The sequence below is a fragment of the Mycobacterium sp. E2497 genome, assembly GCF_001668695.1.
Lineage (GTDB): Bacteria > Actinomycetota > Actinomycetes > Mycobacteriales > Mycobacteriaceae > Mycobacterium.
Map to the genome: position 1 here is coordinate 22,150 of NZ_LZKD01000126.1, position 13,706 is coordinate 35,855.

13 protein-coding genes and 1 pseudogene are annotated in these 13,706 nt (G+C 69.2%); 2 read left to right on the forward strand and 12 right to left on the reverse strand.

The features are described 5' to 3' along the window. Window positions 1-65 precede the first annotated feature (65 nt). Together A5713_RS10130 and A5713_RS10135 are read right to left on the reverse strand one after the other, a co-directional pair. Window positions 66-1,472, reverse strand: a complete 1,407-nt coding sequence (locus A5713_RS10130; protein WP_068095189.1) for an acyl-CoA desaturase — start codon at window positions 1,470-1,472, stop codon at window positions 66-68. 16 nt (window positions 1,473-1,488) lie between these two features. Further along, entirely contained in the window at window positions 1,489-2,586 is a 1,098-nt protein-coding gene (locus A5713_RS10135; protein WP_068095227.1) for a ferredoxin reductase, read from the reverse strand. A 263-nt stretch (window positions 2,587-2,849) separates the two neighbouring features. Between A5713_RS10135 and A5713_RS10140 the strand changes: the two genes are divergently transcribed. Further along, a complete protein-coding gene (locus tag A5713_RS10140) occupies window positions 2,850-3,725 on the forward strand; it encodes a DMT family transporter (protein WP_068095191.1) in 876 nt (291 codons plus the stop codon). Here A5713_RS10140 and fadD1 read toward each other — a convergent pair. From fadD1 to A5713_RS10180, 9 genes and pseudogenes are all read right to left on the reverse strand, one after another. After that, complete coding sequence (gene fadD1, locus A5713_RS10145; protein ID WP_068095193.1) at window positions 3,701-5,290, reverse strand: fatty-acid--CoA ligase FadD1; 1,590 nt, start codon at window positions 5,288-5,290, stop codon at window positions 3,701-3,703. The two genes, A5713_RS10140 and fadD1, sit on opposite strands and share 25 nt — an antisense overlap. After that, entirely contained in the window at window positions 5,287-6,882 is a 1,596-nt protein-coding gene (locus A5713_RS10150; protein ID WP_068095229.1) for an NAD(P)/FAD-dependent oxidoreductase, read from the reverse strand. Before A5713_RS10150 ends, fadD1 begins: the two co-directional genes overlap by 4 nt. 20 nt (window positions 6,883-6,902) lie before the next feature. Continuing rightward, window positions 6,903-7,859, reverse strand: coding sequence for an alpha/beta hydrolase (locus tag A5713_RS10155; protein ID WP_068095195.1), 957 nt, complete (start codon window positions 7,857-7,859; stop codon window positions 6,903-6,905). A gap of 29 nt (window positions 7,860-7,888) precedes the next feature. Then, window positions 7,889-7,981, reverse strand: a pseudogene (locus A5713_RS27495) (acyl dehydratase); the annotation flags it as partial. A 44-nt stretch (window positions 7,982-8,025) separates the two neighbouring features. Beyond that, entirely contained in the window at window positions 8,026-9,225 is a 1,200-nt protein-coding gene (locus A5713_RS10160) for a thiolase family protein (RefSeq protein WP_068095197.1), read from the reverse strand. Beyond that, entirely contained in the window at window positions 9,222-9,677 is a 456-nt protein-coding gene (locus A5713_RS10165) for a MaoC/PaaZ C-terminal domain-containing protein (RefSeq protein WP_067917404.1), read from the reverse strand. The genes A5713_RS10160 and A5713_RS10165 overlap by 4 nt, the downstream gene beginning before the upstream one ends. A gap of 7 nt (window positions 9,678-9,684) precedes the next feature. Then, window positions 9,685-10,185 carry a MaoC family dehydratase N-terminal domain-containing protein gene (locus A5713_RS10170; protein WP_068095199.1) on the reverse strand — a complete coding sequence of 167 codons (501 nt, stop codon included), beginning with the start codon at window positions 10,183-10,185 and terminating at the stop codon, window positions 9,685-9,687. Next, on the reverse strand, window positions 10,182-11,294 hold the full coding sequence (locus A5713_RS10175; protein ID WP_068095201.1) for an acyl-CoA dehydrogenase family protein: 1,113 nt from the start codon (window positions 11,292-11,294) through the stop codon (window positions 10,182-10,184). Before A5713_RS10175 ends, A5713_RS10170 begins: the two co-directional genes overlap by 4 nt. A 3-nt stretch (window positions 11,295-11,297) precedes the next feature. Further along, the gene (locus tag A5713_RS10180; protein ID WP_067922637.1) at window positions 11,298-12,488 is read right to left on the reverse strand and encodes an acyl-CoA dehydrogenase family protein; all 1,191 of its coding nucleotides are present in this window, start codon (window positions 12,486-12,488) and stop codon (window positions 11,298-11,300) included. Window positions 12,489-12,743: 255 nt separating this feature from the next. Here A5713_RS10180 and A5713_RS28705 point away from each other — a divergent pair, with 255 nt between their 5' ends. After that, window positions 12,744-12,908: a hypothetical protein gene (locus A5713_RS28705; protein ID WP_197509197.1), complete on the forward strand. Its 165-nt coding sequence runs from the start codon at window positions 12,744-12,746 to the stop codon at window positions 12,906-12,908. A gap of 16 nt (window positions 12,909-12,924) precedes the next feature. Here A5713_RS28705 and A5713_RS10185 read toward each other — a convergent pair whose 3' ends face one another. After that, a complete protein-coding gene (locus A5713_RS10185; protein WP_082972881.1) occupies window positions 12,925-13,638 on the reverse strand; it encodes an MIP/aquaporin family protein in 714 nt (237 codons plus the stop codon). Window positions 13,639-13,706 lie beyond the last annotated feature (68 nt).

A 13,706-nucleotide genomic window follows, 5' to 3' on the forward strand; every position in this document is an offset into this window, starting at 1 on the left:
CGCTCCCTGAGTCGTGTCCGAATCCCGTTGCGGGTTAAGGCTACTCGGGGCGCCCGGCCGTCGCGTCAGTCCTCGCCGCGCGGTGGCGGCTCCACCTCGACACCGGTGGCCTCGTGTTCGGGACCCGCCGCCGGGTGCTCGGCCGGGACGCGGTCGCGGAACCGCGTGCCCTCACTGGGCCGCCCCGGATCCGGCCGGTGGACGTTGCCGCGGTAGGGACCCGGCTTCGGCCGGGACCTTCCGCCCGGGAAGGCCAGCCGGAAGATGCTGCGGTGCACCATCAACCACTGCTTGCCGAACCGGCCGGAGTTGTAGGGCAGTTCGTAGCGTTCGCAGATGTCCTTGACCTGCGGCGCGATCTCCGAGTATCGGCTGCTCGGCATGTCCGGGTAGAGGTGGTGCTCGACCTGGTAACCGAGATTGCCGCTGATGATGTGGAACAGCGGGCTGCCGTCGATGTTCGCGGCGCCGAGCAATTGGCGTACATACCAACCGCCGCGCGTCTCGTTCTCGACTTCCTCCTGCGTGAACGTGTAGGTCTGGTCCGGGAAGTGGCCGCAGAAAATGATCGCGTGCGCCCACACGTTGCGGATCAGGTTGGCGACCGCGTCGGCGCCCAGCGTGCGCAGGTAGGTGCTTTCCACGCCGGGCAACACCTTGTCGAGGAAGGCGGCCGCCGCGCCGACCCGGCCGCGGGTCGACACCTTGCGGAGCCTCCTGCCCAGGCGCGACTCGGCCGGCTGGCCGAGTCGGCCGCGCAACGCCAACTGCGCGAGCCCGAATGCCCCGGCACTGATCAGCGGCCAGCCGAGGTAGTCCTTGTAGATCTGCGCCCGCGCCTTGACCCCGATGCCTTTCAGGTCCTTGCGCACCTCCGACCACGGCTTCTCGCGCTTGCGGATGGCCTCGATGTCCATGTCGTGGACGGCCACTCCCCACTCGAACAGGAGGGTGAGCAGCAGGTTGTAGATCGGCTGGAACAGGAACCGGGGCTCCCATTTCTGGTTCGGGTCGATCCGCATGATCTCGTACCCGAGGTCCTTGTCCTTGCCGAGAATGTTGGTGAAGGTGTGGTGAATGTAGTTGTGCGAGTGCTTCCACGACTCCGCGGTCGACGCCGTGTCCCAGTCCCAGACCGAGGAGTGGATGTCGGGGTCGTTCATCCAATCCCATTGCCCGTGCATGACGTTGTGGCCGATCTCCATGTTCTCCAGGATCTTGGCCATGGACAGACAGGCGGTGCCGAGCAGCCACGCGGTCTTCGAGCGCGACGCCAGCAACAGCACCCGGCCGGCCACCACGATCTGTCGCTGCGCCGAGATGACGTTCTTGATGTAGCGCCGGTCGCGGTCGCCGAGGTCGGCGAACACCTCGTCGTGGATGGCGTCGAATTCCTTCGCGAGCTTTTCGAGTTCTTGTTCCCCAAGGCGGGAAAGCGGTGATTCCACAGTCTTTTTCACGGCAGTCGTCATAAGCCGCTCCTTTCGATCAGAGTTCGAGTTCGACGTCGCCCTCGGCGGTGTTGATGCAGATCCGGACGTCCTGCTCGATCGGTTCGATCACGTCACCCGAGCGCAGGTCGCGCAGCTTGCCCGATTTCAGCGTCCCGACGCAGGTATGGCAGATTCCGATGCGACAGCCGTAGGCGAGGTTGAGACCCGCCTTCTCGCCCGCCTCGAGAATCGATGTCCCACCGTCACATTCGACTTCCTTGTCACTGTCGAGGAAGCAGACGGTGCCGCCCTCGCCGGCGTTGGCGTCGCCGCCGATCTTCGGTTGGAACCGCTCGAAGTGCAGGCGGTCCCGATCGCCGTTGTCCTCCCAGTGCTCGATCAGCGCGTCGAGCATCTCGCCGGGCCCCGAGCAGAAGGCCTCGCGCTGACGCCAGTCCGGGCACACGTCGTCCAGGTCGGCGGGCGAAAGTCTGCCCTGTTCGGAGGTGAGGCGCAGGTCCAGCCGCATTCCCGGGTGCCGCTTTTCGAGCTCTTCCAAGGCGGGCAGGAACATCGCCTGTTCGCGGGTTCGCGCGGAATGCAGGACCACCGCGTCGCGCAATTGCCCGCGATGGTCCAGGTCGCGCAGCATGCTGATGATCGGTGTGATGCCGCTTCCGGCGCTGATGAACAACAGCTTGTCCGGCAGCGGCTCGGGCAGCGTGAAGACGCCTTCGATCTCGCCCAGCCGCACCAGGTCCCCCGGCTGGATCTTGTGCACGAGATACGGCGACACCACGCCGCCGTCGACCCGCTTCGGCGTGACGCTGATCAGCCCGTCTTCGGGCCTGGGATCCGACGTGAGCGAGTAGGCGCGCCAGTGGTAGACGCCGTCGATGACCACACCGAGGCGCACGTACTGACCGGGCTTGTGGCCGGGCCATTCGTAGCCGGGCCGGATGAGAATGCTGGCCGCTTCCGAGCCCTGCTGCTCGATGCCGTCGACCTTTCCGCGTAGCTCCTTGGTGGTCCACAGCGGGTTGATCATCTCGAGGTAGTCATCCGGCTGCAGCGGGCTGAACAACCGCCGCACCGCCCGCAGGAACAACCGCCGTCCCCATGGGACCTGGGGCTGGGCGCCGCGTTCTGCCATGTCGTCAGAGTACACAGGTGTACACTGAGTTCAAACGTCGATTTCGAATTAGCTTGTGGCGCTTTGCTTTGGCAGACCATCAATGACGACAGTAACGGCGCATGACTGTTCGCCCGTTGATATGGGTTTTGACCAGCCCCCCAGCCACGCGTACTTGTGACGTGCCCGGACTCCCCCTCGCCCAAACATTTGTTCAGAGAACTCTCAGGCGCCGCCCGCGCCGCCCGTCGCAGGCGCCTATTGTTCCGCCTATTGTTCGACGTGTGCTGATCGGATTCCTGCTCGCGCTGGGCTGCTCCGTCTGTTACGGCACGGCGTCGGTGTTGCAGGCGGCGGCCACCCGCTCCGTGGAGGCCGGCAGCGGCAGTGGTGTCGACACCGTGCTGCTGTGGCGCGCGGCTCGGCAGTGGCGCTACGTCCTCGGCGTTGGTCTCGACGGGCTCGGTTTCATCCTTCAAGTCGCGGCGTTGCGCCTGGTGCCCATCTATGTGGTCGCCGCCGCGCTGGCCGCCTCGATCGCGGTCACCGGCATCGTGTCCGCATGGGTGCTGTCGGTGCGGTTGTCGCCCGCCGAATGGAGCGCGGTGGGCATCGTGTGCGCGAGCCTGGTGGTGCTCGCACTCGCCGCCGGGCCCGGGCACTTCCGGCATGCGCCCGCCGGACTGGGTTGGGCACTGCTGGGGGTGGTGGCCGCGATCTTCGTCGCCGGCGCCGTGGCGGGCCGGCTGCCGGACCGGCCGCGCGCGCTGGCGCTGGGGCTGGCGGCCGGAACCGGCTTCGGCGCGATCGAGGTCGGCGTGCGGCTGATCGAGGTGCTCGATCCGACCCGACGCGCCTTCTACACCAATCCGGCGCTGTACGCGGCGGCCGCGGGCGGGGCGGCCGGTTTCCTGCTGCTGACCTCCGCGCTGCATCGCGGTTCGGTGACCACGGCCGTCGCCGGGATGGTCGTCGGTGAAACCATCGCCCCCGCGTTCGTCGGCGTGGTGTGGCTGGGCGACAGCGCGCGCGACGGGCTCGGCTGGCTGGTCATCGCGGGCTTCGCCGTGGCCGTGTCGGCAACGCTGGTGCTGGCGCGGTTCGGGGAAGCTCCCGAGGACCTTTCCGAATCGGCTCAGGCCGGCGAACCCGTCAGCTGACTGTAGGTGGTACCGCGCTGCGGGCGCGTCCACAGGACACCGCCCTCCGCGGTGACGCCGGCCGCCATCAGCGCGCGCTTGAGGACCTTGTTCGTCGCCGTCGTCGGCAGGTCTTCGTTGATGCGCACGTACCGGGGCCACGCTTTGGGCGACAGGTCCGGTTGCGCGGCAAGGAAATTCGCGAAGTCGTCCGGGCCGAGCCGCGCGCCCGCGCGCACTACCAGCGCGGCCATCACCTGATCGCCGACCCGGTCGTCGGGCACCGCGTAGACCGCGGCCTGGCTGATCTCGGGCAGGCGTCCCAGGATCCGCTCGATCGGCCCCGCGGCCAGGTTCTCGCCGTCCACCCGCATCCAGTCGGCGGTGCGGCCGGCCAGGTAGATCCAGCCGTCGGCGTCGCGGTAGGCGAGGTCGCCCGACCAGTACATGCCGTGCCGCATCCGCTCCGCGGTGGCGGCCGGGTCGTTGTAGTAGCCGGCGAAGGGGCCCGCGCCCTGGGTATTGACGAGTTCGCCGACCGCGTCGTCGAAGTTGGTCAGCGCCCCGTGCTCGTCGAATTCCGCGACGGCGCACTCCCGCACCGTCGCCGGGTTGTAGATGCCGACCCCCGGATACGGCTTGCCGATCGACCCCGGCGGGGTGCCATCCTCGCGGACGACGATGACCGCGAACTCGCTGGAACCGAAGCTGTCCACCACCCGGCAACCGAAACGCCTGGCGAATTCGGCGATGTCGCGGTCGGTGGCCTCGTTGCCGAACGCCACCCGCAGCGTGTTGTCCGCGTCGTCGGGCAGCTCAGGGGTGGACAGGATCAACGCGAGCGGCTTGCCCACATAGTTGAGATACGTCACGCCGTAGCGGCGCACGTCGTCGAGGAACCGCGACGGCGAGAACCGGGCCGGGACCATGGTGGCGCCCGCGCCGATGGCGACCGCCCACCCGGCGGCGACGCCGTTGGAGTGAAAGAGCGGCATCGACAGGTAGCACACGTCGGCGGCGGTGACGTCGTACTGGAAGATCAGGCTGGCGCCGCACATGATCGCCATCGCGTGGGCGAGCCGGACGACCTTCGGGTCGCCGCTGGTCCCGGAGGTGAAGATCATCATCAGGGTGTCACCGCCGGCGACCTCACGGTGCGGCACCAGGGCCGGCGCGGCGGCCACCAGTTCGGCGTAGCGCCGGCCGGTCACGTCGAGCACCTCGACTCCGCTGAGATCCACGCCGTCCAACAGCTCACGGTGTTCGGGGTCGACGAGCAGCAACTGGCAGTCGGAGCGCCGGATGTCGGCCAGCAGGCCGTCCCCGCGCCGGGTCGTGTTGATCCCGCACAGCACGTAGCCGCCCAGCGCGGCCGCGGCCATGGCGCGCAGCATCGCCGGGGAGTTGGGCAGCAGGGCCCCGACGTGCAGCGGACGGGCCGGGTCGGCGAGACCGATCAGGGCGGCGGCCTCCGCCTCGGCCTCCGTGAGGTGTTCTCTCCAGGTCCAGACGCGTTCGCCGTGGGCGAGCGCCGGGGTGTCGTCGTCCCGGCGTTGCCGCAGCAGTTGCTGCACCGTTTCGATCATCGGGTGGTCAGCACCAGCCCGGCATAGTGCCGGCGCGCGACGTCGTCGCAGTGGCGTCGGTAGGTGCCGAATCCCCCGGCGTAGGGCATGAAGACCCGCTTCTTGCCCTCGATGTTGGCGCCGAGGTACCACGACGAGGCGGCTTTCGGGAACAGCGTCTGCTCGGCCGCCGTCGCGACATGCTCCGTCCAGGCCTCGGCGGCGTCGCGGCGCGGCTCCACCTCCGTCACCCCGAGGCGGCGCATCGTCACCAGCAGCTCGATCACCCAGTCGACCTGCACCTCGGCGTGCAGCACCATGTTGGCCAGCACCGAGGGGCTGCCCGGGCCGCTGATGGTGAACATGTTGGGCAGGCCGGGCACCATCAGGCCGAGGAAGGTCAGGGGGCCGTCGGCCCAGAGGTCGCGCAGCCGCGCTCCCCCGGGCCCCTGCGGGTCGATGCGGGTCAGCGCTCCGGTGAGCGCGTCGAAGCCGGTGGCGAAGATCAGCACGTCGCACGGGTAGGTCGCGGCGGTGGTTCGCACGCCGTCGGCGGTGATGGTCTCGATGGGCTCGCGGCGCAGGTTGACCAGGTGGACGTTGTCCCGGTTGAACGCGGCGTAATAGCCACCGTCGGTGCAGATTCGCTTCGTCCCGATCGGGTGGTCGACGGGGATGAGGTCGTGGGCGACGAGGGGGTCGGCCACGATTTCGCGGATCCGCTCCTCGGCGAACTCCCGCGCGATGTGGTTGGCCGCGAGGTCGGAGTTCTGGTCGGGGAACGTCTTGGCGAACAGCACCCCGCCCTCGCGCCAGCGCCGCCACAGCGCCTCGGCGCGTTCCGCTGGATCGGTATCGATCGCGTTCTTGTGGTACGTGCCGTGCGGCGTGCCCGAGGCCGCGTAGGCCGAGGCGCGACGGCGCTCGGGGTACTGCTCCCGGATCTGTCGTTGTTCCTCCGGCGTCCAGGGCCGGTTGGGCATCGGGATGCTGTAGTTCGCCGATCGCTGGAACACCACCAGCCGGTCCGCCTGCGCGGCGACGATCGGAACCGCTTGAATGCCGGAGGATCCCGTGCCGATCAGGCCGACCCGCTTGCCGCGCAGGTCAGGGTCCTCGCGCGGCCATGCGGCGGTGAAGTAGACCTCGCCCGCGAAATCGTCGGCGCCGGGGATGTCCGGGCGGTTGACCGCCGACAGGCAACCCGTCGCGCAGATGAGGAACCGGGCGGCATAGGTCTGGTGGTCGCGGGTGCGGACCCGCCATCGGCCTTGGGCGAACGTGGCGCCGACGACGTCGACCCCGAACCTGTAGTGGCGGCGCAGATCGAACCGGTCGGCAACGTGGCCCAGGTAGGCAAGGATTTCCGGTTGGGCCGCGAAACGTTCGGTCCACGTCCAGCCCTGCTGGAGCTCCTCATCGAATGAGTAGGAATAGTCGACACTTTCGACGTCGCACCGCGCGCCCGGGTAGCGGTTCCAGTACCAGGTGCCGCCCACATCGGGTGCCGCCTCGATGCCGAGCACCGACAGTCCCGCCGACGCGGCGCGGTGCACGGCGTAGAGCCCGGCGAACCCCGCGCCTATAACGATCACGTCGATCACGTCGGTCATGTCTTTCACATCGTTATCGGTCATGTCGCCTCACGAAGGGTCGTCCGGAGCAACCCCCGCAGGTCGGCGCAGATCAGGTCAAGCGCCGAGACCGCAGGGGGAAAGGCCGGGATGGTCAGGAAGCCGTGAAACAGGTCCGGGAAATCGCGGTGCACCGCGGGCACCCCCGCGTTGCGTAATCGGCGCGCATAGTCGCAGCCCTCGCTGTGCAGCGGATCGAGGCCGGCGGTGACGACCACGGCCGGAGGGAGGCCGGCGTGCGAGTCGGCGCGAGCCGGCGCCACCAAATCGGTTTGGCCCGAGGCTGTTTCGCCACCGAGGTACTGGCGCCAGTACCATTGCATGGCTGCGCTGGTGAGGAAGTAGCCGGTGGCGCAGCGCCGGTAGCTGTCGGTGTCGAACGACGGGTCGATGACCGGATAGATAAGGAGTTGCGCGGCCGGCCCGGGGACCCGGCGTTCGCGGCAGCGGATGGCGGTCACCGCGGCGAGGTTGCCGCCGGCGCTGTCACCGGCGATGGCCGTGCGTGCCGGGTCGATGCCGAGTTCGGGCGCGTGGTCGACCACCCAGCGGAACGCGGCGAAGGCGTCCAGCGCGGCCGCGGGCGCCGGGTGTTCGGGCGCGAGGCGGTAGCCGATCGACACCACGACCGCCTGCACACCGCGGGACAGTGCGCGACAGAAGCCGTCGTGAGACTCGATGTCGCACAACACGAATCCGCCGCCATGGTAGAAGACGACCGCGGCGCGGTCAGCCTGCGGTTCGCCGTGCGGGTAGTAGATCCGCGCGGGGATGTCCCCGGCGGGCCCGGGAATCGACCGGTCTTCGGTGCGGCGGACGTCGTCGATGTTGTCGACGGGCCTGCGCCGCTCGGCGACGGCCGCGCGAGCCTGCACGGCGGTCATGGTCTCGATACGCGGGAATCCCGCGTCCAACTCGCGCAACAGCGCCCGGACGCCGCCAAAGGGGTCGTCCATCTACACCTCCGAGCTCGTCGTTGAGCCGGTCACGCCGGCCGGTATTTCAAGAGGGTGATTCCGGCTTCGGGCAGATCGTAGAACACCGGCTCGACCCGGATACCGATTCCGATGTCGCCCGGGGTCCGCGACACCGGCGTCGGCTCGGGAACTGGGAGGCGCATCGCTAGTCCCCCCGCATCAGCAGCGCGACCTGCTCGCTCATGATGCCGCCGTTGCCGGTGACGAACGCCGTGTGGCAGTCGCTCACCTGCGCGTCACCCGCCCGGCCCATGACCTGCCGGGCGCCGTCGACGACGTGGTGCATGCCGCCGGCCATCCCGGCCTGCCCGAAGGACAGCTGCCCGCCGGCGGTGTTGAGCGGAAAATCGCCGCGGTAGGTCAGGTCGTGGCGGATGATCCAGGACATCCCGTGGCCCTTGTCGCAGAAGCCGGCGTCTTCGAGGCTCATCAGCACGGTGATGGTGTAGCAGTCGTAGATCGACGCCACGTCCACGTCGGAGCGGTGCAGACCGGCCATGGCGAATGCCCTGTCGGCGGCGCGGGCGATCGGGGTGCGCAGCAGGTCCTCGGCGTAGGTCGGGGTCTTGAAGGCGATGTGCTCGCCAAAACCCTTGATCCACACCGGTCGGTGGCGGGCGGTGCGGGCGATGTCGGCGTTGGCGATCAGCACGCCCGCTCCCCCGTGCACCCGCATCACGGTCTCGAGCATGTGAATGGGATCGGCGATCATCGGGCTGGCGAGCACGTCGTCCACCGTGATCGGGGTGCCGTGGAACACCGCGCCGGGGTGGGCGCACGCGTTGGTCCGCTGATCGACGGCGATCTTGGCGACCGCGGCAGGGTCGTAACCGAATTCGGCGGCGTAACGCTGGGCGATCTGCGCGTACGGCGCGTTCTGGCCCACGTTGCCGTACGGGATCTCGAATTCCGCCTGCGGCGACCCGTAGTTGTTCGACGACGCCCCATACCAATTCGGGTCCGGCGGGGGCCGCTTCTCGGACTGCGGCTGCGACGCCGAGCCCGGCACGACGGCCAGGACGGCATCGCAGATGCCCAGCTCCACCGCGGCCGCCGCCCGCCAGATCATGCCCGCCGCGGTGGCCCCGCCCAGGTCGACCCGCTCACCGAAGTCCAGGGGCAGGCCGAGGTACTCGCACAGGGTGGCTGGCGCGAACATCGCCGACTCGGCGATGCCGTGGGTCAGCAAACCGTTGACGCAGGAGGCGTCGACGCCCGCGTCGTCGATCACCAATTTCGCCAGCACCGCGTACTGGTCGAGCGTGAACAGCGGTCGAGTGGGACGCCGCTGCGCCGGCAGTTCGGCGATGCCGACGATCGCCGCCTCGCCGCGCAGCCCGGTCACTGATCGGCCTGCCGAGGCGTTCCGCGCCGGGGCAGCTCGACGGTCGCGGTTCCGGGCATCAGCACCGTCTGCTCGCGGCGGCCGGCGATGTCGAGATCCACCAGGCCGGCGCCCTCGCCGGAGAGGCGCATGCCGGTGATCGTGCCGCCGAAGCTCAGCGGCTGGCCGGGATGGGCGACCGCGCGGTTCTGGACGGAAAAGGACACCAGCCGGCCACGCCCGCCGATCCAGTCCCCGATGGCCCGGCCGAGCAGCGCGGCCTGCAGGGGTCCGTGGACCAGTACGTCGTCGTAGCCTTCGACCGTGCGCGCCCAGTCTTTGTCGTAGTGGATGCGGTGGCCGTTGTAGGTGGCGGCGCTGAAAAAGAACAACTGCGTTTCGTCGACGGTCAAGGTGAGTTCGGGCATCTGGTGGCCCACCTCGACGTCCTCGTAGAAGACTTGGCCGGTCATCGGGCTCCTAGGGGCGGGCGATCATGGACGTCGACGCTTCGGCGAGCAGGTCCTGGTGCTGGTTGCGGTACACCGTGTGCCAGGTGACCAAGACGAATTTGCCGGAGCGGCCCTGCTTTTCGACGATGGAGGCGATGGTGCGCACCATCTCGACTTCGTCGCGGTGATACGCCGGCAGGTGGAAGGCGAAGCTTTCCCCGCCGGCCATCCGCTTGGGGGCGCGCGGAAACGCGAGGCTGCCCGAGACAGCGCCAGAGGAACCGTCGGGCCGCAGCGCCTCGAGGTGCGTGACACCGAGCACGGCGTACTGCAGGAAAAGCGGGGGGCAGACGATGTCGCGAAAGCCGTTTGCCCTGGCGTAGTCCGGATCGAACCACAGCGGGTTGTGGTCCCCGATCGCCGCCGCCCACCGTTGCCAGTCCCGCCGGTTCACCTCACCGGTCGCCGTGGCGGCGACCGTGCCGACGCGCGACGCCGATTCGGGGTCGATCAAGCTGTCGTCGTTCATTCGGTCTCGTCCAAGGTTTCCTCCAGCCACGATGCGGCGACGTCCGCCCCGCCGCCCCACGTCGAGCCCAACCGTGCCCGCTCGGACCACAGGTGCAAATCGGTCTCGGTGACGTACCCCATGCCGCCGTGCAATTGGTGGGCGTCCAACGTGATCAACCGGGAAGCGGTGGCGGCGTGCATGCGCGCGATGGCGGTCTCCCGGGTCGCCATGCGGCCGCGCGCGATCCAGAAGACCGCCGCATGCGCGGCCAGCCGGGCCGCCGACAGGGCGATGTGCATGTCGGCGACGAGGTGCTGGGCGGCCTGGAACGACGCGATGGGCCGGCCGAATTGGTGACGCAGCGTGGTGTAGTCGACGGTGCGGTCGATCACGGCCTGCCCGACGCCCACCAAGTCGAGCGACCCCAGGGCGACCGCGGCGTTGGCCACGCGCCGCAACGCCGTGGCGGTGGCGTCGCCCACCAGCGCGTCGGCGCCGACCATGACGTCGTCGAAGCGGGCCGTGAACGCCCGGTGCCCGCCCGCCATGGCGAGCGGCTCCACGGACACACCGGGGGCGTCGGGGTCGACGACGAACACCAACGTATCGTCTTGCACCGCAGCCGATATCACGATGACATCGGCGACGTCGACGTCGGCAATGTAGTCCGCGGTGCCGCTCAGCCGCCAACCCGCGGCAACGGGATCGGCCCGCAGCTCGGCCGACACCACGGCGGCGTCGCGTGGGCTCCACAGCGCGGTGGTGCCGCGGATCGCGCCCGACACAAGGCCCGGCAGCAAGCTCCGCTTGGCCACCGGGGAGCCGAGTTGATCGATCGCCAGCGCCGCGTGGATGCTGCTGGCGATCGTCGTCGGGCACAGCGCGCGTCCGGCCTCGATGGAGAAAACGGCGAGGTCGTCCAGCGTGCCGCCGGAGCCGCCGTACTCCTCGCCGATGACCAGCCCGAGCACACCCGCCTCGGTCAGCGCCTTCCACAGCGCTGGGGTACGCCGGTCGGCGCCCGGTTCGGTCAGCGCGCGCACCAGGGGCACCGGGCACTCGGCGGCCAGCAGGGCGCGCAGCGACGACGCGAACGCGCGCTGTTCGGCGGTGGGTATCACCTTCATGCGTCAGCGCCCGTAGCTGGGCATGTTGTGCCCGCGCTGGGCGATGATGTCGCGGAGCACCTCGTTGGTGCCGCCGCCGAATCGCATCAGGGGCGCCGCCCGGTAGAGCCGCTCGAACGTGCCGGCCAGCGGCGCGGCAGGGCTGCGGTGCGCCAGCAAGCCGTCCGGGCCGAGCAGATCGAGCGCGAGGACGGCGATGCGCTGGCGCAGCTCGCTGGTGAACACCTTTTCGACGCTGACCTCCACCGAGGGGATCACTCCGCCGTCGAGGATGGACGCGGCCTCGTAGCCCATCAGGGTGGCGACCGCCACGTCCGCCTCGGCCTGCGCGAGCCTGCGCCGCAGCGACGGGCTTGCGGCCGGCACGGTGCCATCGCGTCGCGGCCGCCGCGCGAGCTCCCGCAACTCGTCCACGGCGCGCCGCAGGTCGCCCGCGTTGGTCAGCGCACCGCGTTCCAGATCCAGCGCGCCGGTGATGTAGGTCCAGCCGCGGTTGACTTCGCCCACCAGGTTGGTGACCGGCACCCGCACGTCGCGAAAATGCACCTCGTTGGTGCGGTAGCCCGACCACGCGTAGAGCGGGCGGACCGTCACGCCGGGACTGTCGATTCCGACGACGATGACCGAGATGCCCCGATGGCGGGCGGCCGCGGGATCGGTGCGCACGCAGAGCCACTCGTGGGTGGCACGCTGCGCGCCGCTGTTCCAGATCTTGGTGCCGTTGATCACCCACTCGTCGCCGTCGCGGACCGCACTGGTGCGCAGGTTGGCCAGGTCGGTGCCCGCGTCGGGCTCGGAATATCCGACGGCGCAGATCATTTCGCCCCTGGCAATCAGGGGTAGCCATTCGGCTCTGTTCCGTTCGGTGCCGTGCCGCATGATCATGGGCGCCACCGAGGTGACCGTCAGATCGGGCCCGGGCACGCCCCAGTACTCGAATTCGCTCATCAACAGGTGCAGGTGCATGGCACCCAGGCCCTCTTTGTCGGCAAGGCCGCCGTACTCGGGTGGCCAGTTCAGCCCGAACCAGCCCTTCTGCCCGATCTTGCGACGGAACCGCGCCACCTCTCCGTCCGGGAATTCCAGGTCGTGCTGGGCGAGCTCGGCGCGCAGCTCCGCGGTGACGTTGTCGTGGAGGAACTCGCGGACCTCGGCCAGCCACGCGCGCTGCCCGGCGTCGAGTTCGAAATCCATGCGGGCGCCTGTGCCTTTCTGCCAGCCTTACACCAAGCAGCGTCAGCGTAACGCTACGGCGATCGTGCGCCCGGAATTTCGCCGCAACGTCAGGCCCGGCGCCGGTGATTCGTGGGCGCCGACTGTAAATACGCTGTCAAACTCCCGTTAATTCGCATCGGCGCTCTCGCAGATCGGTGGCACGGCTGCCAAAATTTGTGAATCGGCTGGTCGACGCGGACCAGGACCTGCCCGAGGGAGCCCGAGGGAGATGTCATGCCCACCGTTGAGACACGCCTCCGCGAAGACTTACGCAACTATGCCGTCGAATTGCGGCAACTGGCATACACCCTTCCGCTCGGTGTGGGCGAGCACGCGCTCTTGCAGTTGTCCGACCGCATGCGCGCCGCCGCCGAGCAGGCCATGCGCAAGGGAGCCTGACCGCGATCCGACGCGCTTACGCGTCGTCCGGGTTCAGACCGGCAAACGTCAGTCCTGCGGCGACGGCGGCTATGGCCTGCGCGACCAGATAGATCCATAACGTCGGCCACGCGAACAGACCATCGAGCGCGGCACCCACTGCGACCGACGGGTTGAACGCGCCACCGGAGACGGAGCCGACCGCGAAAGCCCCTGCCACCACGGTGAATCCGATGGCCAGGCCGTAGTACGAGTTGTCGGGGTGCGCGCTGCTCGTGGCGACGTTGAGCACGACGTAGCACAGGGCGAAGGTGAACAGGAACTCCACGACGAACACGGCGACCAGTCTGTCGGTCGGCAGCACCAGCGTCGCCGGCCTCCCGGCGTGCGCGGGGTCGACGACCCAGTGCACCACCGCCGCCGCGATCAGCCCGGCGCCCAATTGCGCGGCCCAGTACCAGGCGGCCTCCGCCGCCGATATCCGCCGCCGCACCAGCACGGCCAGCGTGACCGCCGGGTTGTAGTGGCCCCCGGAGATGTGGCCGCCCGCGTACACCATCACCATCAGTACCGCACCGATCGCCAACGGCGCCAGCGGGTTTCCGCTGCCGGCCGCGGCACCGCAGGTGAACACCAAGAAAAAGGTGCCGATCGCCTCGACCACGCACTTCGCTGCGGTACGTGAGCGGCCGGCGGCGGGGTCCGCTTCGACAGTGGTGTCCTTGCCCTCGAGCTGGGTGATTCGTTGCATGACACCACCATCGCCCGGGATGGGGGCGGCGTCGTCGGTGCTGCCGCCCGTCGACGCCCCCGGCTGGC

Coding starts and splice junctions, on each gene's coding strand:
- A5713_RS10170 (WP_068095199.1), bottom strand. CDS start 10,185: ATGAACGACGACAGCTTGATCGACCCCGAATCGGCGTCGCGCGTCGGC.
- A5713_RS10175 (WP_068095201.1), bottom strand. CDS start 11,294: ATGAAGGTGATACCCACCGCCGAACAGCGCGCGTTCGCGTCGTCGCTG.
- A5713_RS10130 (WP_068095189.1), bottom strand. CDS start 1,472: ATGACGACTGCCGTGAAAAAGACTGTGGAATCACCGCTTTCCCGCCTT.
- fadD1 (WP_068095193.1), bottom strand. CDS start 5,290: ATGATCGAAACGGTGCAGCAACTGCTGCGGCAACGCCGGGACGACGAC.
- A5713_RS10155 (WP_068095195.1), bottom strand. CDS start 7,859: ATGGACGACCCCTTTGGCGGCGTCCGGGCGCTGTTGCGCGAGTTGGAC.
- A5713_RS10150 (WP_068095229.1), bottom strand. CDS start 6,882: ATGACCGACGTGATCGACGTGATCGTTATAGGCGCGGGGTTCGCCGGG.
- A5713_RS10135 (WP_068095227.1), bottom strand. CDS start 2,586: ATGGCAGAACGCGGCGCCCAGCCCCAGGTCCCATGGGGACGGCGGTTG.
- A5713_RS10180 (WP_067922637.1), bottom strand. CDS start 12,488: ATGGATTTCGAACTCGACGCCGGGCAGCGCGCGTGGCTGGCCGAGGTC.
- A5713_RS28705 (WP_197509197.1), top strand. CDS start 12,744: ATGCCCACCGTTGAGACACGCCTCCGCGAAGACTTACGCAACTATGCC.
- A5713_RS10185 (WP_082972881.1), bottom strand. CDS start 13,638: ATGCAACGAATCACCCAGCTCGAGGGCAAGGACACCACTGTCGAAGCG.
- A5713_RS10165 (WP_067917404.1), bottom strand. CDS start 9,677: ATGACCGGCCAAGTCTTCTACGAGGACGTCGAGGTGGGCCACCAGATG.